Annotated in this window: 25 protein-coding genes; 17 read left to right on the top strand and 8 right to left on the bottom strand. The window is 56.1% G+C overall.

All coding sequences use genetic code 11. The features are described 5' to 3' along the window. The first annotated feature begins 89 nt into the window (after nt 1-89). The gene (locus tag E1297_RS33595) at nt 90-776 is read left to right on the top strand and encodes a response regulator transcription factor (RefSeq protein WP_120634046.1); all 687 of its coding nucleotides are present in this window, start codon (nt 90-92) and stop codon (nt 774-776) included. A 182-nt stretch (nt 777-958) separates the two neighbouring features. Here E1297_RS33595 and E1297_RS33590 read toward each other — a convergent pair whose 3' ends face one another. Beyond that, entirely contained in the window at nt 959-1,318 is a 360-nt protein-coding gene (locus tag E1297_RS33590) for a hypothetical protein (RefSeq protein ID WP_155145813.1), read from the bottom strand. Nucleotides 1,319-1,469: 151 nt separating this feature from the next. On the opposite strand from E1297_RS33590, the gene E1297_RS33585 reads away from it, so the two are divergent. The 4 genes from E1297_RS33585 to E1297_RS33570 all read left to right on the top strand — a co-directional run bounded on the left by E1297_RS33585 (nt 1,470) and on the right by E1297_RS33570 (nt 4,115). Then, nucleotides 1,470-2,258: an exodeoxyribonuclease III gene (locus E1297_RS33585; RefSeq protein ID WP_155145811.1), complete on the top strand. Its 789-nt coding sequence runs from the start codon at nt 1,470-1,472 to the stop codon at nt 2,256-2,258. A gap of 88 nt (nt 2,259-2,346) precedes the next feature. Further along, nucleotides 2,347-3,264: a thioredoxin gene (gene trxA, locus E1297_RS33580; RefSeq protein ID WP_155145809.1), complete on the top strand. Its 918-nt coding sequence runs from the start codon at nt 2,347-2,349 to the stop codon at nt 3,262-3,264. A gap of 27 nt (nt 3,265-3,291) precedes the next feature. Next, nucleotides 3,292-3,933, top strand: a complete 642-nt coding sequence (locus E1297_RS33575; protein WP_155145807.1) for an LON peptidase substrate-binding domain-containing protein — start codon at nt 3,292-3,294, stop codon at nt 3,931-3,933. Then, the gene (locus E1297_RS33570; RefSeq protein ID WP_155145805.1) at nt 3,930-4,115 is read left to right on the top strand and encodes a Trm112 family protein; all 186 of its coding nucleotides are present in this window, start codon (nt 3,930-3,932) and stop codon (nt 4,113-4,115) included. Before E1297_RS33575 ends, E1297_RS33570 begins: the two co-directional genes overlap by 4 nt. On the opposite strand, the gene E1297_RS33565 is transcribed toward E1297_RS33570, so the two are convergent. Next, entirely contained in the window at nt 4,112-5,374 is a 1,263-nt protein-coding gene (locus tag E1297_RS33565; protein WP_244327982.1) for an FAD-dependent monooxygenase, read from the bottom strand. The genes E1297_RS33570 and E1297_RS33565 overlap by 4 nt on opposite strands. Before the next feature lie 52 nt (nt 5,375-5,426). Between E1297_RS33565 and E1297_RS33560 the strand changes: the two genes are divergently transcribed. The 4 genes from E1297_RS33560 to E1297_RS33545 all read left to right on the top strand — a co-directional run bounded on the left by E1297_RS33560 (nt 5,427) and on the right by E1297_RS33545 (nt 11,643). After that, on the top strand, nt 5,427-6,755 hold the full coding sequence (locus E1297_RS33560) for an amidase (protein WP_155145803.1): 1,329 nt from the start codon (nt 5,427-5,429) through the stop codon (nt 6,753-6,755). Between the two features lie 109 nt (nt 6,756-6,864). Further along, on the top strand, nt 6,865-8,046 hold the full coding sequence (locus E1297_RS33555) for an aminotransferase class I/II-fold pyridoxal phosphate-dependent enzyme (protein ID WP_155145801.1): 1,182 nt from the start codon (nt 6,865-6,867) through the stop codon (nt 8,044-8,046). Nucleotides 8,047-8,060: 14 nt separating this feature from the next. After that, nucleotides 8,061-11,006 (top strand): DNA translocase FtsK, encoded by a 2,946-nt coding sequence (locus E1297_RS33550; protein ID WP_155145799.1) that lies wholly within the window; start codon nt 8,061-8,063, stop codon nt 11,004-11,006. 40 nt (nt 11,007-11,046) lie between these two features. Then, nucleotides 11,047-11,643: an outer membrane lipoprotein carrier protein LolA gene (locus E1297_RS33545; RefSeq protein WP_155145797.1), complete on the top strand. Its 597-nt coding sequence runs from the start codon at nt 11,047-11,049 to the stop codon at nt 11,641-11,643. Nucleotides 11,644-11,659: 16 nt separating this feature from the next. On the opposite strand, the gene E1297_RS33540 is transcribed toward E1297_RS33545, so the two are convergent. Then, on the bottom strand, nt 11,660-12,241 hold the full coding sequence (locus E1297_RS33540; protein ID WP_155145795.1) for a lytic transglycosylase: 582 nt from the start codon (nt 12,239-12,241) through the stop codon (nt 11,660-11,662). Nucleotides 12,242-12,301: 60 nt separating this feature from the next. Then, complete coding sequence (locus E1297_RS33535; protein ID WP_209016162.1) at nt 12,302-13,183, bottom strand: AEC family transporter; 882 nt, start codon at nt 13,181-13,183, stop codon at nt 12,302-12,304. Between the two features lie 80 nt (nt 13,184-13,263). Between E1297_RS33535 and hspQ the strand changes: the two genes are divergently transcribed. After that, nucleotides 13,264-13,590, top strand: coding sequence for a heat shock protein HspQ (gene hspQ, locus E1297_RS33530; protein WP_155145794.1), 327 nt, complete (start codon nt 13,264-13,266; stop codon nt 13,588-13,590). A gap of 35 nt (nt 13,591-13,625) precedes the next feature. Here hspQ and E1297_RS33525 read toward each other — a convergent pair whose 3' ends face one another. The 3 genes from E1297_RS33525 to E1297_RS33515 all read right to left on the bottom strand — a co-directional run bounded on the left by E1297_RS33525 (nt 13,626) and on the right by E1297_RS33515 (nt 16,215). Next, nucleotides 13,626-15,203, bottom strand: a complete 1,578-nt coding sequence (locus tag E1297_RS33525; protein WP_155145791.1) for a gamma-glutamyltransferase family protein — start codon at nt 15,201-15,203, stop codon at nt 13,626-13,628. A 213-nt stretch (nt 15,204-15,416) separates the two neighbouring features. Then, complete coding sequence (locus E1297_RS33520) at nt 15,417-15,854, bottom strand: ATP-binding protein (protein ID WP_209016161.1); 438 nt, start codon at nt 15,852-15,854, stop codon at nt 15,417-15,419. A gap of 19 nt (nt 15,855-15,873) precedes the next feature. Next, nucleotides 15,874-16,215: an STAS domain-containing protein gene (locus E1297_RS33515; protein ID WP_155145788.1), complete on the bottom strand. Its 342-nt coding sequence runs from the start codon at nt 16,213-16,215 to the stop codon at nt 15,874-15,876. A gap of 98 nt (nt 16,216-16,313) precedes the next feature. Here E1297_RS33515 and E1297_RS33510 point away from each other — a divergent pair, with 98 nt between their 5' ends. From E1297_RS33510 to E1297_RS33500, 3 genes are all read left to right on the top strand, one after another. Then, entirely contained in the window at nt 16,314-17,486 is a 1,173-nt protein-coding gene (locus tag E1297_RS33510; RefSeq protein ID WP_155145786.1) for an acetyl-CoA C-acyltransferase, read from the top strand. Between the two features lie 89 nt (nt 17,487-17,575). Beyond that, nucleotides 17,576-18,025: a GAF domain-containing protein gene (locus E1297_RS33505; protein WP_155145784.1), complete on the top strand. Its 450-nt coding sequence runs from the start codon at nt 17,576-17,578 to the stop codon at nt 18,023-18,025. Between the two features lie 108 nt (nt 18,026-18,133). Then, nucleotides 18,134-18,412, top strand: coding sequence for a DUF3303 family protein (locus tag E1297_RS33500; protein WP_155145782.1), 279 nt, complete (start codon nt 18,134-18,136; stop codon nt 18,410-18,412). Nucleotides 18,413-18,433: 21 nt separating this feature from the next. Here E1297_RS33500 and E1297_RS51365 read toward each other — a convergent pair whose 3' ends face one another. After that, nucleotides 18,434-18,862, bottom strand: coding sequence for a DUF1294 domain-containing protein (locus tag E1297_RS51365; protein WP_368669774.1), 429 nt, complete (start codon nt 18,860-18,862; stop codon nt 18,434-18,436). Here E1297_RS51365 and E1297_RS33490 point away from each other — a divergent pair. The 4 genes from E1297_RS33490 to E1297_RS33475 are packed head-to-tail and all read left to right on the top strand — an operon-like array spanning nt 18,832 to nt 22,875. Continuing rightward, nucleotides 18,832-19,401: a helix-turn-helix domain-containing protein gene (locus E1297_RS33490; protein WP_155145780.1), complete on the top strand. Its 570-nt coding sequence runs from the start codon at nt 18,832-18,834 to the stop codon at nt 19,399-19,401. The genes E1297_RS51365 and E1297_RS33490 overlap by 31 nt on opposite strands. After that, the gene (locus tag E1297_RS33485; protein WP_155145778.1) at nt 19,401-20,024 is read left to right on the top strand and encodes a LysE family translocator; all 624 of its coding nucleotides are present in this window, start codon (nt 19,401-19,403) and stop codon (nt 20,022-20,024) included. The genes E1297_RS33490 and E1297_RS33485 overlap by 1 nt, the downstream gene beginning before the upstream one ends. Before the next feature lie 4 nt (nt 20,025-20,028). Continuing rightward, on the top strand, nt 20,029-20,409 hold the full coding sequence (locus E1297_RS33480; RefSeq protein ID WP_155145776.1) for a GFA family protein: 381 nt from the start codon (nt 20,029-20,031) through the stop codon (nt 20,407-20,409). Nucleotides 20,410-20,424: 15 nt separating this feature from the next. Continuing rightward, nucleotides 20,425-22,875, top strand: coding sequence for an FAD-dependent oxidoreductase (locus E1297_RS33475; protein ID WP_155145774.1), 2,451 nt, complete (start codon nt 20,425-20,427; stop codon nt 22,873-22,875). Nucleotides 22,876-22,880 lie beyond the last annotated feature (5 nt).

Genomic DNA, 22,880 nt, shown 5'->3' with positions numbered 1-22,880 from the left:
GGACACGAGGCCGTGAGACGATTGCAGTAAATCTTGTTGATTGCATATTCCACGCGCAAGTGATGCAACAGGCTTAGGAGGACCCGAACATGGCTCAGCTCAAGAAAATCCTGCTGGTGGATGATGATGAAGACCTACGCGAGGCGCTCAGCGAGCAACTTGTGATGACCGAGGATTTCGATGTGTTCGAAGCTCATGACGGTCAATCCGCCATGGAACGCGCCCGCGAGGCGATTTACGACCTGGTGATTCTGGATGTGGGCCTGCCGGACACCGATGGGCGTGAACTGTGCCGCCTGATGCGCAAGCAGGGCGTGAAAAGCCCAATTCTGATGCTGACTGGTCACGACAGCGATGCAGATACGATTTTGGGTCTGGATGCCGGTGCCAACGACTATGTCTCGAAGCCTTTCAAATTCCCGGTGCTGCTGGCCCGTATTCGTGCGCAGCTGCGCCAGCACGAACAGTCTGAGGATGCAGTGTTCGTATTGGGGCCGTATACGTTCAAACCCGCGATGAAAATGCTGATCACCGAAGACGATCGCAAGATTCGCCTGACTGAGAAAGAAACCAATATCCTCAAGTTCCTGTATCGCTCGACAGATGGCGTTGTCGCACGTGACGTACTGCTGCACGAGGTCTGGGGCTATAACGCCGGTGTGACAACTCATACGCTTGAAACTCACATCTACCGACTTCGTCAGAAGATTGAGCCTGATCCGTCGAATGCACGCCTTTTGGTCACAGAATCTGGTGGCTATAGGCTGGTTTCTTAACTGGATGTGGATTGAGTTGGCTCAAAGTGATACTATCTGACCCATATTAAGGTTACTTCCATCCCGCACATGTCCGGGTAATGACATGTACCTCCCTGTTGGACTGCCGGGCCTTTGGCCCGGCTTTTTTTGTGATTTGATTGGGCGCAAAGGTCGGTATAAAGCCCAAACACACAATCCATTTATTCACCCACTATCCAACAGCCGTCCTCTCCGAACGAGAAGGTTGTGAATACACGAGGAGCAAGAAATGGGTCTGGTTTGATATGGACTTTCACTAAATCGACTGTACCGATGGGAACTGGAGCATCAAATGGCTCCAGCGCAGTTGCGCCCTCTTGAACATACCAAAAGCCTTGAGCCACAGCCGCCTCAATAACTGCTTCTTTGGACAGGCAAACTTGCTCTACCGAATTCTCATAAAACTCTCTGAATGAGGCGTTGCGATTTCGTTGGTGCTTAAACTTGATAATCTGAAAAGACTGGTAGCCAAGCAACAAAGTCAGACCGAGGAACGACAAAACAACCAGAGCTTTCTTCATTTGATTTATCTACTCAGTTGTCTGTTTGCGTACAAGGCGATACGTCCAAGGGCGACTTCGTCCGTATAGCTTCTTTTTGGTGAGCTTTTCTCATGGTACCCCATCTCACACCACGCTAACCTCTCGCCAAACGCGACAAAGGAAACCGCCGATGCCCTTTACCCTTGCCACCTGGAACATCAACTCCGTGCGTCTGCGCGAGCCTATCGTGCTGAAACTGTTGCAGGAAGAAGCTCCGGATGTGCTGTGTCTGCAAGAGTGCAAATCGCCGGTCGAAAAGATCCCGACCGAGGGGTTCGCCGAACTGGGTTACACCCACATGATTGCGCGCGGGCAAAAGGGATATAACGGTGTCGCCATCCTGTCGCGTTTGCCGATCGAGGAAGTGGGTGACAAGGATTTTGCCGGTCTGGGCCACGCACGCCACATCGCGGGACGTTTGGAAAACGGTGTGACGATCCACAATTTCTATGTCCCGGCAGGCGGTGACATTCCGGATCGCGAAAAGAATGAGAAATTCGGTCAAAAACTCGACTACCTCACGGATATGCGCGATTGGTTCCATGCTGAGAAGCCCGAGAAATCCATCCTGGTTGGCGATCTGAATATTGCTCCGCGTGAAGATGACGTTTGGTCTCACAAGCAGCTGTTGAAAGTGGTCTCGCATACGCCAATCGAGGTCGAAACGCTGGCCGAAACGCAGGATGCAGGTGGTTGGGTCGACATTACGCGTCAGGATATCCCCGAAGGACAGCTTTATAGCTGGTGGTCGTATCGCGCGCGAGACTGGGATGCTGCAGACAAGGGACGGCGCCTGGACCACGTATGGGCAACGCCCGACATTTCGAACGCGGGCCATTCAAGTCGTGTCTTACGTGACGCGCGTGGCTGGGAAAAACCCAGTGATCATGCACCCGTCTTTGCAACTTTCGACGTCTGATCAAAAACGTAATTCGCCAACTCGGCCCTTGGTTTCCGCGCGACGTGGTTGCATATAGGGCGCAAGGACGAACCGGAGAGTGAATGCTATGGACCTTCTGAACGGCGCAGCCAGCCCCGAAGCCACCGATCTGATCAAGGACGGGTCAGAGGCGACCTTTATGGCCGACGTGGTCGAAGCCTCGCAGGAGACCCCGGTAATCGTTGATTTCTGGGCGCCCTGGTGTGGCCCTTGCAAAACGCTTGGTCCATTGTTGGAAGAGGCCGTAACCGCCGCCAAGGGTGCGGTGAAAATGGTCAAGATCAACGTGGACGAGGCGCAGATGATCGCCTCGCAGATGCGTATTCAGTCCATTCCGACCGTTTATGCATTTTTCAAAGGTCAGCCGGTTGATGGTTTTCAGGGGGCTGTGCCCGGGTCCGAGATCAAAGCATTTGTTGATCGCGTGATCGAAGCTGCTGGTGGCGAAAGCCCCGGTGGTCAGTTGGATGATGCGGTGCAGGCCGCCGAAGACATGCTGAACGACGGCGCAGCGGTCGATGCCGCGCAGACCTTTGCTGCAATTCTGGGCGAAGATCCAAACCATGCGGGCGCTTATGGCGGGCTGGTGCGTGCCCATATCGCCCTTGGTGATCTGGAGCAGGCCGAAGCCATCCTGAACGGCGCACCGGCTGAGATTTCAGGTTCACCGGAGCTTGAGGCGGCACATGCCCAGCTAGAACTGGCCAAGCAAGCCGCTGATGCGGGACCGGTGGCTGAATTGACTGCGGCGGTCGAGGCTGAGCCCGACAATCATCAGGCCCGTTTCGATCTGGCACAGGCTTTGCACGCCAATGGGGATGTCGAAGAAGCAGTGGCACAATTGCTCGAGCTGTTCCGCCGGGACCGTGAATGGAACGACGGCGCGGCCAAGACGCAGTTGTTCACCGTTTTCGATGCGCTCAAGCCCAATGATCCCATTGTTCTGAATGGGCGACGCAAGCTCAGCTCGATGATATTTGCCTAATTCCCGTTCAGGACTACACTCGGGTACATGATGCATCCCGCCGACCTGCCGGATATGGTATCCGTTTTTCCATTGCCCGGGGCGCTGTTGCTGCCCCGTTCACGCTTGCCGTTGCACATCTTCGAGCCGCGCTATCTGCAGATGCTGGACGATGCGTTGAAAACGCAGGAACGGCTGATCGGTATGGTTCAGCCAAACCCTTGCCTTAGCAATGAGAACAAGCTGCATCAGATCGGCTGTGCTGGCCGTGTGACGCAATTCTCCGAAACCGAAGACGGCCGGTATCTGATCACGCTGACCGGGATTTCACGCTTTCGGATCAAGTCCGAGCTGGACAGTTTTACCCCGTATCGCCGCTGTCAGGTCTCATGGGATGGCTTTGATCGCGATCTGGGTAAGGCTGAATTGGATGACAGCTTTAACCGTGCGCGGTTCCTTGAGCTTTTGGAGCGCTTCTTTTCTTCGCGCCAGTTGTCGACCGATTGGGACACGTTGAAGGATGCTGACGACGAATTGTTGGTCAATTCGCTTTCGATGCTATTGGATTTCGACCCCGAGGATAAACAGGCCCTGCTTGAGGCACCTTGCCTGCGTACTCGGCGTGAGACACTTGTGACACTGATCGAGTTTTCGCTGCGAGGCGGATCAAATGAGGAAACACTGCAATGACCGATTCTGAATTTGCCTTTGACCGGCACATGCTTGAGGCACTGATCTGTCCGCAGACCCATACGACACTGCATTATGATGCTGACCGGCAGGAACTCGTGTCCAAGGCTGCTGGTCTAGCGTTTCCGATCCGCAATGGCATTCCGGTCATGCTGGTGGATGAGGCGCGCGAGCTCGACTAGATCGCGCGACCCTGCAGCAGTTTGGGCAGATCACCCGTCAGCCCGGCTGCTTCGCGCACAAAGCCCCGGCGCAGGCCCGGCAATGAGCCGACAATCCCCATACCAATATCACGCCCCATCCGCAGGATAGGGTTGTCGTTCGAAAACAGCTTGTTGAACACGTCCGTCGCCATTGCAAGCGCTGCGGTGTCGAAACGGCGCCACTCCTGATATCGTTCCAGAACCAGTGTCGAACCGATGTCTTCACCGCGGCGACCGGCCAGTGTGAGGACCTCGGCCAGAGCGCCAACATCGCGCAGGCCCGCGTTCAACCCCTGACCGGCAATCGGGTGCATGCCGTGGGCTGCATCCCCAACCAGAGCGAGACGATCCGAGATGAATGAATTTGCGATCGTCAAGTTCAGCGGATAGGTGAAGCGATCGCCCTGCAGCCGTATTTCGCCCAGAAAGTCCCCGAAACGGGGCCTCAGAACCTGAAGATAGTCTGCCTCGGACATGGCATTGATCTGGTGAGCTGTCTCTGTACGCTCGCTCCAGACAATTGAGCTGCGATTTCCAGTCAAAGGCAGGATCGCCAGTGGTCCCGGCGGCATGAAAAACTGGTGTGCGACGCCGTGATGCGGCAGGTCGTGTTCGATGGCGCATACGAGCGCGGTTTGGCCATAATCCCAACCGGTTCGCTTGATGCCTGCTCGTTGCGCTGTTCCGCTGCGACGCCCGTCACATCCGACAAGCAGTTCGCCCGCGAGGGTTGTCCCGTCATTCAGCGTGACCGTTGCCCCGGACACATCCGCGTCCTGAGACACAACGGTTTTGCCACTGATTTCCGTAATTCGTTCGTTTTCGGCCATTGCATCCAGAAAGGCGCGGCGCAGATGGCGATCTTCTACCATGTAACCCATGGGGCCTTCTTCTATTTCGGCATGGTCGAAATGCATGAAGAAGGGCGCAGGACCAGCACCGGCATGGCCGTCAGTCACCTTGATTTCTAACATCGGCTGGGCGTAGTCTGCGACGCGCTCCCAAACTCCGATGGCGTCCAGCAATCGCTTTGATGCGAGTGCAAGCGCATAGGCCCGCCCGTCAAAGGCAGCGTTCTTGCGCACCTTCTGAGCCAGAGCATCAATCACGGTCACTGAATGCCCGGTCTGCGCAAGTGCCAGTGCCAAGGCAGGGCCGTTCAGGCCGCCACCAACGATCAGGATATCCGAAGCCTTTGTCATGATGTGCAATATGCGCGCCCTTTCGGGATTGTCCATGTGCGGTCCTGTCGCTACCGTCCCCGAAAGCACAGAATTCGGGAGGGGTGTGATGCAGGATTGGCTGACCATGACAGCGTGTGATCTGGGCCGGGGTATTGGCATGGGGCAGATCGATCCGGTTGAGCTGACGGAGACCTATCTTGCGGCGATTGACGCGCACCCGCATCGGGACCGAATTTATGCCCGCGTAACCCACGATCGTGCCCGGGCAGAGGCGAAAGCCGCGCAGGAGCGGGCGGGGCTTGGGCTTCGCCGTTCCCTGCTGGATGGGGTTCCGATCAGTTGGAAAGACCTCTTCGACACCGCTGGTATTGGGACAGAGGCAGGTTCGGCTCTTCTGAAGGGGCGGGTACCTGATCATGACGCCGTTGTTGTGCGCAATGCCACGGCAATGGGGACGGTCTGCCTTGGCAAAACCCATATGAGCGAGCTCGCCTTTTCCGGTTTGGGCCTGAACCCGATCACCGACACACCGCCTTGTGTGGATGATGAAGATGCGGTGCCAGGCGGGTCATCTTCAGGTGCGGCGGCATCGGTTGCGTGGGGTCTGGCGGCGTGTGGGATTGGTTCGGATACAGGTGGGTCGGTCCGAATTCCCTCTGCGTGGAACAACCTGGTGGGTCTGAAAACAACCGCCGGACGTGTCAGCCTTGAGGGTACAGTGCCGCTTTGCCTGAGGTTCGATACCGTGGGGCCGCTGGCGCGCTCGGTCGAGGATGCAGCGCATATGCTGGCGCTTCTGGAAGGCAAACCAGTGGCCGATTTGCGCGGCTCAACATTGAAGGGCCGCCGTTTTGCGGATTTGCAGAACGTAGCCAAAGACGATCTGCGCGACTCCCCGCGCGAGGCCTATGAGTACGCCCTGCAGTGTTTGCGGGATGCAGGAGCCGAAATCGTCCCGCTCGAAGTGCCTGAATTGAACGAAGCGATGGCCTTGTCAGGTGTTTTGTACACGACCGAAGCCTATGGGCTGTGGCGTGATGTGATCGAGGCCAATCCAGATGCGATGTACCCGGAGATACTGGAGCGGTTCCGCATGGGGAAAGAATATTCCGGTCCGGACTATGTTGCGGCGTGGTCCAGGCTGAAGGCCTGTCGGGCTGCGTGGGATGAGGCGACTTCCGGATTCGATGCGGTTCTTGCGCCGACTGCGCCAATACTGCCACCAAACCTGGATCGGTTGATGAGCGATCATGAGTATTACGTGACCGAGAATCTTCTGGCCCTGCGCAACACGCGTATCGGGAATCTGATGGGTCTGGCGGCGTTGACTTTGCCTACCGGAACCCCGGGGTGCGGGTTGATGATGCTGGGTTATCCGGGGTCTGAAGAAGTCTTGCTGCGCCTGGGATCAGCGGCCGAAACTGCGTTGGCCTGAATGCCACAATCCCCTGATTCGGCACCTCTTTGTCTGGACGAAGCAGGGCGTGCCCTGTAATCTGCCAAAAAAACGGGGCGAAAATGATCCCGGTATTGAGGCAGTAGTTATGAATTTCCCCGAGCGGTTTTCGAACCTACCGGCTTATGCATTCCCGCGTCTGCGCGCCCTGTTGGATCACCATCAGCCGGGCGGTGAAGTCGTGCATATGACGATTGGTGAGCCCAAACACGATTTTCCCGGTTGGGTTACCGACATCATCATGGAAAATGCCGCGGATTTTCGGGGCTATCCGCCAAATGAAGGATCGCCAGAGCTGCGGGCAGCCATCATCGATTGGGTCGGGCGCAGGTATGGCGTTTCCTTAGATGCCGACGCCAACGTCATGGCGCTAAATGGTACGCGTGAAGGCCTGTATAACGCCGCCATGGCACTGTGCCCTGAGCAGAAAAATGGTCAAAGGCCTGTCATTCTTTGCCCGAACCCTTTCTATCAGGTCTACATGGTGGCTTCGATTTCGGTTGGCGCCGAGCCTTACTTTGTGCCTGCCACTGCAACTACGGGACATCTGCCGGATTACGCTGGATTGCCCGAGGATGTGCTGAATCGTACCGCTATTGCCTATATCTGCTCGCCGGCCAATCCGCAGGGCGCGGTCGCATCACGCGAGTATTGGGCTGAGCTGATCCAGCTTGCCGAGAAGTATGATTTTCGCATTTTCGCCGATGAGTGTTACTCGGAGATTTATCGGGAAGAGGCTCCTACCGGCGTGCTGACAGTTGCGCAGGAGCTTGGCGCGGATCCTGAGCGGATCACATTGTTCAACTCGCTTTCGAAACGGTCGAATCTGGCTGGTCTGCGCTCGGGCCTTATTGCTGGTGGGCCGGAAACCATCAAACGGGTGAAACAGTTGCGCGCCTATTCCGGTGCACCTCTGCCAGCGCCTCTGCAAGCTGCAGCGGCCAAGGTCTGGGCAGATGAGGTTCATGTTCAGGAAAATCGCGCGCTCTATCAGGAGAAATACGCCATCGCAGACGAGGTGTTTGCAGGGGTACAGGGCTATATGCCCCCCGAAGCTGGCTTTTTCCTGTGGCTGCCGGTCGAGAGCGGCGAAGCAACCGCATTGAAACTGTGGCAGGAGACCGGCGTTCGGGTTCTGCCGGGCGCATATCTTTCACAAGGTGATCCGGGGCAGAACCCGGGCGAAGAATTTATCAGGGTCGCAATGGTGGCCCCAAAAACAGAGTTGCAGCGCGGGCTGATTACACTCCGCGACTGCATCTATTCGTGAGGTACGAGGGCAAAATGGCATCTTTGAACGCGCGCAATCGCGACCCATTGTTGGACAGCACGACTCAGGCCGCACTTGAGCGGCGCAGTAAGGAACTGATCGGAATTGCCCTGATCCTGTTGGGTTTGGCATCTGCGGCGATGATCTGGTCCTACACGCCCGATGATCCGAACTGGATGGTGTCAACAGATGCACCGGTACAGAACTGGATGGGGCGGATTGGGGCATCGATTGCCGCGCCTTTGTTCATGATCGTGGGCTGGGGCAGTCTGGGTGTTGCGCTGGTGCTTATCGGTTGGGGTGTCCGTTTCACGGGCCATTTCAGCGAAGAGCGCGCTGTCGCCCGTTTGATTTTTGCACCAATCTGGATTGCGGTTGTATCAGTATATGCTGCGACGCTGGTGCCGGGTGCGGAGTGGCGTGCAACACACAGCTATGGCCTTGGCGGTCTATTCGGCGACACCGTAATGGGTGCTTTGCTGACGCTTTTGCCAATCTCCTCACACTTTCTGGTCAAGCTGATGTCTCTGGCCATGGCTGTAGGCATGTTGGCGCTTGGGGTATTCGTACTCGGCTTTAGCAAAGTTGATGTTCAGCGCGGGTTCCGCGCCTTCCTGCTGGGTCTCGTGATGTCATATGACATGATGATGAAACTTCTGGGCCGTGGAGCCACTGCGACTGCCCAGGCGGCCCGTGAACGTCGGGCGCAATGGGAAGAACGCAAGGCAGCGCGTGCTGAACCCGCACTGGCCACGTTTGATGATGAGCTGGCCTACGCCGACCCCATCTTTGAGGAACCGGAGATTGAGCAACCCGAACCAGTGGCCAAAACGGGGCTGTTGGCGCGGATGCCTGCTCTGATCCGTCGCCCCGAACCTATGCCAGAGCCGGAATTGGTGGATCCCGAACCGGTCCAGGGCTATGATGAAATGCCGGGCGAGGACCGTATTCGCTCAAAAATCTCGGCAGCCGTGCGCAACCGCAAAGTTGCAACAGGAGAGCTGACCCCTGAACCCGATCCCAATCTGCCGCTGACCAAAGGCCGGGGCAGAGGGCCGGACCCGTTGATCCTGAATTCGATGCAATCGGGCGAATTGCCTGTCGAGCCGCCGCTCACATCTGATGGATTGCCGCCAGAGCCACCGATGACGGCGATGGAAGCACCACAGTGGGAACAGCCTCAGATCAACGAATACGCGCCCGAACCGGACTACGCGTCTGAAGCTGGTTATGTTCAGGATGATTTGTCGGATCCGGGCTACGACGACGAGGCGGTGTTTGAGGAAGCAGTTGAGCCTGTAGCCCCCGCGGCACCAGCGATGAAAATTCCCGTTGCCGAGCCACGCAAGCCGGTTGTAGCTCAACCAGTTCGCCGGAATGTTCTGCCATCCCGCCGTGCGCAGGCCGAGGCGCAGCCTACCTTGTCCTTTGAAGAGCGTCACTCGGATTTCGAACTGCCGCCACTGGGCTTGTTGACCAATCCGACCGGCATTCAACGCCACCATCTGAGTGATGAAGCGTTGGAAGAAAACGCTCGGATGCTGGAAAATGTTCTGGATGATTACGGCGTAAAGGGCGAGATCGTCAGCGTCCGTCCTGGCCCTGTGGTCACCATGTACGAGCTGGAACCTGCGCCGGGCCTGAAAGCCAGCCGTGTGATCGGTTTGGCGGACGACATTGCCCGCTCGATGTCAGCCCTTTCGGCACGTGTTTCAACGGTGCCGGGCCGCTCGGTCATCGGTATCGAACTTCCGAACGAAAACCGCGAAATGGTTGTTCTGCGCGAGATTCTTGCAAGCCGTGACTTTGGCGATGGCAATCAGGCATTGCCGCTTGCACTGGGCAAGGACATCGGCGGTGACTCGGTCGTTGCCAACCTTGCCAAGATGCCTCACCTCCTGATCGCGGGTACGACAGGTTCGGGTAAGTCGGTTGCGATCAATACCATGATCCTGTCGCTGCTGTACAAGCTGTCGCCGGATGAATGCCGCCTGATCATGATCGACCCCAAAATGCTGGAACTTTCGGTCTATGACGGCATTCCGCATCTGCTGTCGCCGGTCGTTACCGACCCCAAAAAGGCGGTTGTTGCCTTGAAATGGGTCGTGGGCGAGATGGAAGACCGCTATCGCAAGATGTCCAAGATGGGTGTGCGTAACATTGCGGGCTATAATGGCCGTGTGAAGGATGCGCTGGCCAAGGGTGAGATGTTCAGTCGTACAGTTCAGACCGGCTTCGACGATGAAACCGGCGAACCGATGTTCGAGACCGAAGAGTTCGAGCCCAAGGCCATGCCCTATATCGTGGTCATCGTCGACGAGATGGCGGACCTGATGATGGTTGCAGGTAAAGAAATCGAAGCCTGTATCCAGCGTCTGGCACAGATGGCGCGTGCCTCAGGCATTCACCTGATCATGGCCACGCAGCGCCCGTCGGTGGATGTGATCACCGGTACGATCAAAGCGAACTTCCCCACCCGGATATCTTTCCAGGTAACCTCGAAGGTCGATAGCCGCACCATTCTTGGTGAAATGGGTGCAGAACAACTGCTGGGGCAGGGTGATATGCTCTATATGGCCGGCGGTGCTAAGATCACGCGCTGCCATGGCCCGTTTGTTTCGGATGAAGAAGTCGAAGAGGTTGTGAACCACCTCAAGCAGTTTGGTCCGCCGGACTATATTGGTGGTGTCGTTGATGGTCCTGCCGAGGACAAGGCCGATAACATCGATGCGGTTCTGGGGCTCAACACAGGTGGCAATACCAACGGTGAGGATGCACTGTATGATCAAGCGGTGGCGATTGTGATCAAGGATCGCAAATGCTCGACCTCGTACATTCAGCGGAAACTCGCCATTGGCTACAACAAAGCTGCGCGACTTGTTGAGCAAATGGAGGACGAAGGCGTTGTTTCGGCGGCAAATCACGTCGGTAAGCGCGAAATCCTCGTTCCTGAGCAGTAGGATATTTAATAACTAGGGCAAAGCGCTTATCTGGTAGCTTATGAAACAGATTGCCTTTGCCCTTGCATTTACACTGGTTGCTCCGGCGGCCTGGGCTGCTGATAAGCTGCCTCTCTCTCAGATTTCCAACTACCTGAACAATATGAAGACGGTTCAGACGACGTTCACGCAAGTGAACGACGACGGATCGCTCAGCACAGGTAAGCTGTGGCTGCAAAGACCGGGAAAGATGCGGTTCGAATACGATCCGCCCAACAGTGCTGTGGTACTTGCGCGCGCTGGTACGGTGATGATTTTTGATCCTAAGTCCAATCAGCCACCCGAGCAGTATCCGCTAAAGCGTACACCGCTATCGTTGGTTCTGGCCCGGAACGTGAACCTGAATCAGGCCAATATGGTCGTGGGGCATGATTTTGATGGCACAGCGACTGTTGTGACTGCACAGGATCCCAAAAACCCGGAATCGGGTCGCATTGAACTGATGTTCACTGGTGAGCCGATCGAACTGCGCAAATGGGTTATTCATGACAATGCAGGCAGTCAGACAACCGTTTTGCTTGGCCCGTTGAACGAGACAGGGTCTGTGGATCAGAGCCTGTTTTCCAACAGAAAAAGAAGCGGGTCAGTTGATCGCTGACCCGCAAGGGTACTAACTAGTATCTGCAGCTGGCCAACTGGGCCTGATAAAGCTGCGCGCGGGCGTCAACATCGTTGGCTACCCGCAGCAGCCACGACTTGTTGTTGTAGGTACCACGCGAGAAGCCAGTATGCCCTTCGTGATATGCCAGATACTGATTGCGCGTATCGCTGGGGTGGATACCGTTCCGCTCATAGCTTTTGTTCATGTACCAGCCGACAAAGTCAGATGCGTCACGAATCCGATCCCGCTTCGCGCGGCGTTTCCCGGTTTCGCGTTGATACTCATCCCATGTTCCGTCCAGTGCCTGACTGAACCCATAGGCACTGCTTTGACGTCCCATGGGGATCACGCCCAGTACGTATTTATGTGGGGTGCGTGCATCATGCCGATAACGGCTTTCCTGATAGATCGTGGCCATCTGAACATGCACGGGAACACCCCATTTGCGTTCGGTGCTTTTGAAGGCCTTGATGAAATCCGGACGCTCGCGCGCAATGCTGCAGGCGTCATTCAGATTGCTGGGGGGTCGTTGAGACCCGCCCCCGCAGGATGCCAAAAGAAGCACCCCGAAGAGTACGAAAAGAATTCTGCTCATGTGCCTCGTGCCTTTTTTCGGCATTCTAGCGCAAATTGACCGCTTAGGAAATCACAATCGTTACAAAACCATAGCCAGAACGACAGGTAATGCGGCCACTGAAAGCAGTGTCGAGACCATAACCATTCCGGCAACCGCGTCCGAGTTGGCATTGAACCGCTCAGCCAACAGATATGAGGTCACCGCAACCGGCGTACACATCTGTACGACAAGTACACCAAACGCGATCATTTCGAGTTCAAAGGCAACGGCGATTCCCCACCCCAAGGCAAAGCACACTGCCAGCTTAAGCATCGACAACCAGACTGCTTGACCCAGGCTGTGGGTTGTCAGGCGCGCGATCGCGACCCCAACAGTAATCAGCATCATCGGAACCGCCATCTGCCCCAGCAAATCCAGCGTATTTGTCAGGAACAAGGGTGTTTCCCATCCGCGCCACAGAAACAGGGCACCCAGCAATGTCGCCCACACCATGGGTTCACGTACAACTTTGCCAAATGCACCTTTTCCCGCGACCAGATAGATGCCGTAAGTGAATGAAAACAAAGCCGTAACGGCCAGGAAAATCACCGCATACCCAAGTCCGGCCTGACCAAATGCAAAGATGCACAATGGTAGGCCCAGATTGCCGGTATTCCCAAATATAAGCGGAGAAAGATATGTGCGTTGCTCGAGCTTCAGCACGCGAACCAGCACCCAGAAAACGACAGCCAGAATAAGATTGGCTGCAATGGTTGCGAGCGTGAACCGGGATAGATCCCCACCCGGGATTTCGGTCTGCATCAGGGCGACGAAGATCAGGCTGGGCACCGCCAATGTCATCGCAAAACGTGTAACGAACTGAAGCCGATACTCGAATCCCAGCTTAACCCACGTGAATCCAATCCCTGACAACAGGAATACTGGGGCCACGATTTCGAACACTGTCAGTATGAGGTTCACAGACTGTTTCCCTGAATTTCAGATCAATGATTGGCAATCCGGCCCGGAAAGATGTAGTAACGTGTTTGGGGGCTGAAACAATGCTGAAGACACATGCCAAGTACCGCCTGGGTCAGGTGGTTCGACACAAAAAACATCCCTTCCGAGGGGTGATTTTTGACGTGGATCCGGAATTTGCAAATACCGAAGAATGGTATCAGGCGATCCCGGAAGACAGCCGTCCGATCAAGGATCAACCGTTCTACCACCTGTTGGCCGAGAACGATCAATCCTTCTATGTGGCTTATGTTTCTGAACAAAATCTGGTTGAGGACCAATCCGGTGAACCGGTGGACCATCCGGATATCCCAGATATGTTTGGACCATTCGAAGACGGGTCGTACCCGCTGCACTTCCAGTTGAACTGATTTGACCTGTTGAAATTGACGCCTTTGGGTTTTCATCAATAGCCTAGGGCGCAACCGTCTTTTCGCGGGTCACTTGCACCTTCCAGAACTCCGTCTTCACGGATTCGTATGGCCTGAGCTCCGCCTAATGGCGTTTCCCTGACCTCAACATTGTGGCCAAATTCGGATAATTGTCCCGAAACTTGATCTGAATAGCCTCGTTCCAGTTTCAAAGCGCCATCTTCGACAAAGGCGCGTGGCGCATCCACTGCTTGTTGCAGTTCAAGGCCAAAATCGGTGAGGTTTGACAAGAAGCGCGCATGGCCAGTTGGCTGATACGCGCCGCCCATTACACCAAATGGCATCGTAACCTTGCCGTTCTGGCGCAACATGCCGGGAATGATGGTGTGCATTGGACGTTTACCGCCACCAAGCTCGTTAGGGTGCCCCGCCTCGAGTGTGAAACCGGCCCCCCGATTTTGCAGCAAAATCCCGAACTTGTCAGAAGCAATCCCCGACCCGAAGCTGTGAAAGATGGAATAGATGAGTGATACGGCCATACGGTCCCGGTCCACGACCGTGATGTAAACCGTGTCTTTGTGAACCGCCTCGGTCAATGGCGCTGCGGCTGCCATCGCTTTTTGTGGATTGATCAATGCAGCCAGTTCTGCGGCGGTTTCTGGCGCCAGAAAATGCTCCATTCGGGTGGTGTAGTTCGGATCCGCGATGAATCGGTCCCTTGCATCATAGGCAAGCTTGGTTGCTTCGGCCTCGATATGAACGCGCTCGGCGCCCCATGGATCCATCCCGGCCAAATCGAAATGCTTCAAGATATTCAGTAGAAGGATTGCAGTTGCGCCTTGACCGTTTGGTGGGTGCTCGACGAGTTCCGTGCCGCCATACTCGCCACTGACCGGTTGGGTTTCACTGCACTTTGTATCTGCGAAATCCTTGGCCGTGTGTACGCCACCTTTGGCTGTCAGGGTGGCGATCATGTCATCAGCAATTTCCCCTGAATAAAATGCATCCCGACCTTCTGTGGCAATTCGCCGTAAGACTTCTGCCTGCCCGGGTGAGCGGAAAACTTGCCCGATTTTGGGCGCTTTGCCGTTGATCAGATAGTGGTCTCGCGCCGCACCTTGCAAGGTTGAGACCCCGGTTGCCCAGTCAAACGCCACGCGCGGGGCGACGGGCACGCCAATCTCAGCGTACTGAATAGCTGGTTGCAGAATGGTATCGAGACCCAGACGTCCTTCTGTTTCTGCCAAATAACAAAATGCATCCACTGCGCCGGGTATGGTGACTGCATCAGGGCTGTTCAGCGGCACAGCAGACAGACCTTGAGCACGCAGCGATTGCGCTGTCGCGGCGGACGCGGCCCGGCCCGATCCGTTCAAAGCGCGAATGTTATTTTCACCGGGGCGGTTATAGAGCACAAAGCAATCACCGCCGAGGCCGGTCATCTGAGGTTCGCAAATACCCAGCAACACCGCGCCTGCAATTGCGGCATCCATCGCATTGCCACCTTGAGCCAGAATATCCAGAGCTACCTTAGCCGCCAGTGGATGAGATGTTGCGCACATCCCCTCAGTCGCCAGAACCTCGGATCGGCCCGGCATGTGCAAATCACGCATGATACCGCTCTCCCTTTGAACACGCCGACACTAGAACGCGCTTAAAGTTTGTCCAGTCATTTCAAGGAGAAGTTCCTCGGCGCCGTTCACTGGGTGGGGGCTGTGACACAAGGCGCCGAGGGAAGCTATCTGAGCTACATTCTGTTTTTCACATTTGTTTGCGGCGCGACAATGGTGCGAAAACGGCGTTATTGTGGCCATTCGATGCCGCTCTTACAGGTCAAATCGCAAGCACAAATGGTTGTTACCGTCATACCGTTCGTAGCGAATTTCGCTTGTAAGCTGGTGGATCAGGAACCAGCCAAATCCGCCTTCTGGCAGGTTCTGAATGCTTGATCCCAATGCCGCCGGTTTGCCGTCAGGAATGCGCAGGCCGGGCAACGGAGCACCGCTATCCGAGATCACGATTTCCAAACGTTCTTTGCAAAGGCGGCAATTCACCTGCACATTTGCCGGGGCTATTCCCGAATAGGCATGCTCGACAACGTTATTGATGGCCTCTGCAAGGGCAATCTTGACGTCATCGGTTTTGTGTTCAGGCAAACCGTTTTGGGTCAATCGCGCGCTAAGCGTCGCAATCCCAATGCTTGCCTCCGCTTCGACTGCCGGAAAGCTCAGCTCAAGGCATTTCTTGTCACACTTGCGGTTCACACCCGTCAACTCCCGCCGACTATTGTTCCACCGCCGTCGAAAGGGCGCTGTCCATGGTTGGATACAATCTGAAAACGGTGTCCATGCGCGTTAATCGAAATACCTTTTCAACAACCGGATGAAGCCCGGCCAGATCCAGAGTGCGCCCGTTGCCGAGTTGCTTCATCGAGGCGACTATCGCTCCCAGACCACTGGAATCGATGAATTCGACAGAGCTCAGGTCCAGTATGACGCGTGTGGGTCCGCCTTCGGTTTGGCATCGCATGTCCTCTTTGAATTGGATGGCCATGGCGGCATCAATCCGATCCGCGCGAACTGTAATAACCTGCGTCGTGCCGGTCGTGCTGCTGGTCAGAGCCATTGGCGCCACTCTCCAAAACTGAAAAAACCTCGTAGAAATACGCTAGACGGCATTTCTTACCATTCGGTATTCAACTCATCAAAAGAGGAGGAGTTGAGATGAAAGAGGTCGTGATCGCCGGTGCCGCCCGGACGCCGATGGGTGGGTTCCAGGGTATGTTTGATGGGGTTGCCGCTGCTGATCTGGGTGGGGCCGCTATCCGCGCAGCTCTCGACGGTGCGGGTACATCGACAGTAGACGAAGTGCTGATGGGCTGCGTTCTTCCGGCCGGACAGGGTCAGGCTCCGGCTCGGCAGGCTGGATTCGCAGCGGGACTTGGCGAAGAGGTGCCGGCCACCACGCTGAACAAGATGTGCGGATCGGGCATGAAGGCGGCAATGATGGCCTTTGACCAGATTTCGCTAGGCCATGCGGCTACGATGGTTGCTGGCGGAATGGAGAGCATGACCAACGCCCCGTATCTTCTGCCCAAAATGCGCGGCGGTGCCCGGATCGGCCATGGCCAGGTCGTAGACCATATGTTTCTGGATGGTCTGGAAGATGCCTATGAAAAAGGCCGTTTGATGGGGACGTTCGCGGAAGACTGCGCTGAAGCCTACCAATTCACACGCGAGGCGCAGGATGAGTATGCGCTTAGGTCGTTGTCGAATGCACTGGCTGCGCAGGAGAGTGGAGCTTTCGATGGTGAAATCGCCTCGGTTCTCGTCAAAAGCCGCAAAGGTGAAACTTCTCACGATGCAGATGAACAGCCCAAATCTGCCCGCCCTGAGAAAATTCCGACGCTGAAGCCAGCCTTCCGCAAGGATGGCACCGTGACAGCTGCCAATTCCTCGTCAATCTCAGATGGTGCAGCCGCACTGGTTTTGGCTTCCGCAGACGCGGCCGAGGCAAAGGGATTGACGGTGCGTGCAAGGATTGTCGGACACGCCAGCCATGCGCAAGCGCCGGGTCTTTTCACAACGGCCCCCGTTCCTGCTGCCCGGAAACTTCTTGATCGGATCGGTTGGAGTGCTGATGAGGTTGATCTTTGGGAAGTCAACGAAGCCTTCGCCGTTGTTCCGATGGCGTTCATGCATGAAATGGGTCTTCAGCGCGATAAGGTAAACGTAAACGGTGGTGCGTGTGCACTGGGCCATCCTATCGGTGCGTCCGGTGCTCGCATCATGGTGACACTGCTGAACGCGCTTGAGAAACGCGGACTCAAACGAGGTGTGGCTGCCATTTGCATCGGGGGTGGTGAAGGTACGGCCATCGCGATCGAACGTGTTTGACGCCTCGGCTATTTCCAAATACTTCCGGATCGAATGAAACCGGGTTTGGGAAAGGGAAGTCCTTTCCCAAATCTATCAAGAGCATTGCCATGACCGCCGATTACGACACGCTTGCAAAGACAATCGCTGCACTGACTGAAGGTGAAACCGATGAAGTCGCACTCATGGCGACTGTTACCTGCGAAGTGCACCATTCGGATGATCGGTTCGACTGGACGGGTTTCTATCGTGTGACTGAACCGGGTCTATTGAAGATAGGGCCTTATCAGGGCGGGCACGGCTGTCTTGTCATTCCATTCGAGCGCGGTGTTTGCGGTGCAGCTGCTCGCACAGGTGAAACGCAACTGGTGCCGGATGTGGATGCATTCCCGGGGCACATTGCCTGCGCGTCATCGACACGTTCAGAACTGGTGCTGCCGGTTCGGAATGCCGCGGGCGAAATCATAGCGGTCTTTGATATCGACAGTGATCAGCCTGATGCCTTTACCCAAGCTGACGCAGACGCGATTGGTGCGATTTTGTCGACTGTGTTTGCCTAGTCATAGACGATGATTCAAAGGTCTGAGAAAACGCTGCGCGTGGATACCGCGTGAGCGATTGAGCGGTTTCTGATACAAGCGCTGCAGGTTCAAGTATTGGAGAACACAATGCGTTTGATGATGAAATTCACGATTCCGGTTGAAAAAGGAAACGAGGCTGAGCGCGACGGTACATTGGTTAAGGCGATTGCCGGGCTGATCGAAGAGGTCAAGGCCGAGGCGTCTTACTTCGCGCTCGAAGATGGTAAGCGCATGGGTATCATCATCTTTGAAGAAACAGATCAGGCCCGGATGCCTAAGCTCAACGAACCGCTGTTTGCAGCGCTCAACGCATCAATTGAAATTCAGCCAGTACTTACAGCGGATGATTTGCAGCGTGCCTTGTAAGGCATGATTGCTCGCCTTTGATCACGATTGTAGCGATAAAGCGCCTGACGCTATTAAATAGTAAGTCGCCAACTGAATAGCAGTGATCGCGAATAACCAGACAGAAAAGCTGCGCTTGCGGGTCTTGTGCTGAAAAATCCAGCGCCCGACCAGAGCGCCGGGGCTTCCGCCCAGAGCGGCCAGCCACAACATCCTGCGTTCCGGTATCCGTCGCTTCTTGCGACGAGCACGCAGCTTGTCCCAGCCAAAAGCCAACAGTGTCAGCCCGTTGATGGCCCAAAGATACATGATCGCGATCCACATGCGCCGGACATAGCCAATGCCTATGATCGCAGCAAATGAAAAAACGCTTGGTTTTTTCACCGATTCGAGGCATCGTGAAAAACGAGGAGAAAATTTCACGAGATTCGGAGCGGTTCTTGAACGACCAAGCCCCTCATAGCGCGACACTTGGTGCCGATATCCGTGCTTTGAGAAAGGCGCGCGGACTGACACTTGCCGAGATAGCTGCCAAGCTTGATCGATCAGTCGGTTGGTTCAGTCAGGTTGAACGCGACATGTCAGAGCCCTCGATCTCTGATCTGCGGCAGATTGCTCAATGTCTGGGTGTTCCGATGTCGATGTTGTTCGCACATTCGGCTGCACCTGCTGACGAACAGGGTCATATTGTTCGCGCGGGATCACGCCGTCCCATGGGTTCGGGCGAAGAAGGGCTAATCGAAGAGCTGCTTTCACCCGATCTGACCGACGATTTCGAGATGGTGCATTCCACATTTCAGCCGCACTCCCATATGCAAACCCCGGCGAACCGCCCCACGCAGGAAGTCGGCTATTTGGTTTCTGGCCAGCTTGATCTGAAAATCGGAGATCGCGAATACACCGTTGGTCCCGGCGACAGTTTCCGGATCAAGCACGAGCCCTACCAATGGTCCAACCCCTATGACGAGCCTGCTGTTGCAGTCTGGGTCATCGCTCCACCGGTGTACTGATGAGCTTTGAGGCGTGGACCATATTTGCGGTTTTCTGGGTGGTATTCGTGACCACCCCGGGCCCGAATGCAGTCAACTGCATCTCAAACGGGATGAGCCTGCCGTTCCCCAAGGCGATGCTGGGCGTGCTGGCGATCCTGACACAGGCCAGTGCATTTCTGATCTTGTCGGCGTTAGGCATAACCGCATTGATCGCGGCCTCTCCGACAGGGTTCTTTATTGCCAAGCTGATCGGTGCCGGCTTTCTGATCTGGCTGGGTGTTCGCGGTTGGATGAACGCGACTAAACCGGCTCCTGCAACGGAACGCCCTGCGCGCCACGTCTATCTGCATGCGCTGGCCGTTGCCACAATCAACCCAAAAAGTGTTGCCGGTTACCTTGCTGCGTTTTCGCAGTTCGTGCAGCCCGATGTGCCGATCTGGCAGCAAATGACGGTCATCATGCCGACCGCTTTGTTCATCACAACGCTCAGCTACACAGGCTTCACACTACTGGGTGCCCTGATGGGCAAAGCAGCGCTGGGCGCGGTGTTCAACATCTGGGTGCGCCGGGTCATGGCGACGTGTTTCATCATCTACGGTGTGTTGCTGGGAACCAGCACCACGCCCGCAGCAAGAGGATAAGGTAATGCATACTGGTTCTTGTCTGTGCGGTTCGGTGGCTTTCACGATTGAAGGAGAGCTGTCGCCACCATCAGTTTGCCATTGCGGCCAGTGTCGCAGGCAATCGGGCCATGTCTGGGCCTCGACCTGGACTCATCAGGACAATCTGAGCTTTACGGCCAGCGATACGCTTAGCTGGTTCCGCGCCTCGGATATTGCCCGGCGCGGATTCTGCCGGAATTGCGGTTCATTCCTGTTCTGGCAGCACAATGACGAAGACACGATTTCGATTTCCATGGGAGTGCTGGATGCACCTACCGGACTGAAACTCGCCCGCCACATCTTTGTGGCTGACAAGGGTGACTACTACGACATCACGGACGACCTGCCTCAAGAGGCGCAATAACAGGAACTGAAAGACATGAGTGATTTTCCGACGAAAGCCCGCGTGGTCATCATCGGTGGCGGTGTGGTGGGGGCCTCCTCGCTCTACCATCTGGCCAAAAAGGGCTGGACTGACTGCGTTTTGCTGGAAAAGAACGAGCTGACTGCTGGCTCGACCTGGCACGCGGCTGGTAACGTGCCTACCTTCTCGACCTCTTGGGCGATCATGAACATGCAGCGCTACTCAACCGAGCTGTATGCGCGCCTTGGGGAAGAGGTCGACTATCCGATGAACTATCATCAGTCCGGCTCGATCCGTCTGGCACACAGCAAAGAGCGGATGCAGGAGTTCGAGCGCGCATGCGCCATGGGCCGCTATCAGGGCATCGAGATGGAGATGTGGACGCCGGAACAGGCCAAGGACCAATACCCGTTCCTTGAAACCCACGACCTTGAGGGCGTGCTGTTTGACCCAAGCGATGGTGACATCGACCCGGCGCAGCTGACGCAGGCGTTGGCCAAAGGCGCCCGCGACATGGGTCAGAAGATTTTGCGGTTCACCCCTGCGACCGGTGTGACGCAGAAGGAAGATGGCACATGGACCGTGCACACCGAAAAGGGTGATATCGACTGTGACTATGTCGTGAACGCGGCCGGATACTATGCGCAACGTGTAGGTGAATGGTTCAAGCCGTTCGGCGGGCGAACCGTTCCTGCGATGGTCATGAGCCACCAGTATTTGTTGACGGACGAAGTGCCTGAAATCGAAGCCTGGTCGAAGGAAAACGGTGGTAAGAAACTGCCGCTGCTGCGTGACGTGGATATCTCTTACTATCTGCGGCAGGAAAAGAACGGCTTCAACCTTGGTCCGTATGAGCCCAACTGCAAGGGCCATTGGATGACCGAGGATGATCCGATGCCCGAAGACTTCAGCTTCCAGCTGTGGAACGATGATCTGGACCGCATCGAGGATATCGTCACCGACGCGATGGAGCGCGTGCCGCTGATGGCGACATCGGGCGTTGGTCGTGTGATCAACGGACCGATCCCATACGCCCCGGACGGTCTGCCGCTGATTGGTCCGATGCCGGGTGTTCAGAACGCATTTGAGGCACACACATTCACCTTCGGTATCGCGCAAGGTGGTGGTGCCGGCAAAGTGCTGGCCGAGTGGATTGTCGATGGTTTCACCGAGTGGGACATGTGGGCCGTCGATCCGCGCCGCTACACCGACTACACCGATCAGGACTACTGCAACCAGAAAGGACTGGAAGTCTACGGCAACGAATACGCCATGCACTTCCCACACCACGAATGGCCTGCAGCGCGCGACAAGAAACTGTCGCCGGTGCATGCCAAGGTTAAGGAACTGGGTGGTGTCATGGGTGCTTACAACGGCTGGGAGCGTGCCAACTGGTTCGCGCAGCCCGGTGATGATGTAAGCGAGGAAAGCACTCACACATGGGGTCGTTCCGGCCCTTGGGAGCAACGGATCAAGGAAGAATGCGAGGCCGTGCGGGATCATTGTGGCGTTTTGGATTTGCCAGGCTTCTCGCGCTTCATGGTCAAAGGAGAGGGTGCCGCTGAGGCATTGCGCGGTCTCGCAACCGGTGGGTTGCCAAAAGTAGGCCGGATGAACCTGATCTATGTCTCGGACGACCGTGGCCGCATTCTGACCGAGATGTCCTGTATCCGTCTGGGTGATGACGAGTTCATGATGATCACAGCTGCAACTGCTCAGTGGCATGATCGGGACATCCTGATCAATGCTATGCCTGCCAGCGTCACAGTCGATGATGTGACCACAACCCGTGACACGCTGATCGTGACCGGTCCGAAATCGCGAGAGATCCTGTCGGGTCTGACCGATGCAGATCTGTCGACCGGATGGCTGACCCACCAATCGGCAACTGTTGCTGGCCAGCCTGCCTATCTGATCCGCGTTTCCTTCGCCGGAGAGTTGGGCTGGGAAGTGCACGCCCTGAACGAGCATATGCCCGCGATCTATGGGGCAATCATCGATGCAGGCGCCAAGCCCTTTGGAATGTATGCGCTCAACAGCCTGCGCATCGAAAAGGGATACCGCGCGTGGAAAGGCGATCTGTCGACTGACTTCTCGCTGCTCGAAGGTGGTCTGGGTCGGTTTGTTAAACTCGATAAACCGCAGGACTTCCCCGGCAAGGCTGCAATCCTGAACGAAAAGCAGCAGGGCGCGAAGAAGCAATTCGTAACCTTGCTGGTCGATGCCAAGGATTGCGACGCGCCGTACATGTCCTGCATCTGGCATGATGGTCAGATCGTTGGCGAAACCACCTCTGGCGCATGGGGCTATCGCATCAACGCGTCAGTCGCGCTGGGCATGGTTCGCCCTGATCTGGCGGTGCCGGGTACCGAGCTTGAGGTCGAAATCTACGGCGAAAAGTGCCGCGCTGTGGTACAGGAAGATCAGCCGCTCTGGGATGCTGAAAACGAGCGGCTCCGCGCCTGATCGCG

This window comes from Roseibium sp. RKSG952 (genome assembly GCF_009711355.1).
Note: the sequence above shows the minus strand (reverse complement) of the source record. Positions and strands in the feature narration are given on the sequence as shown.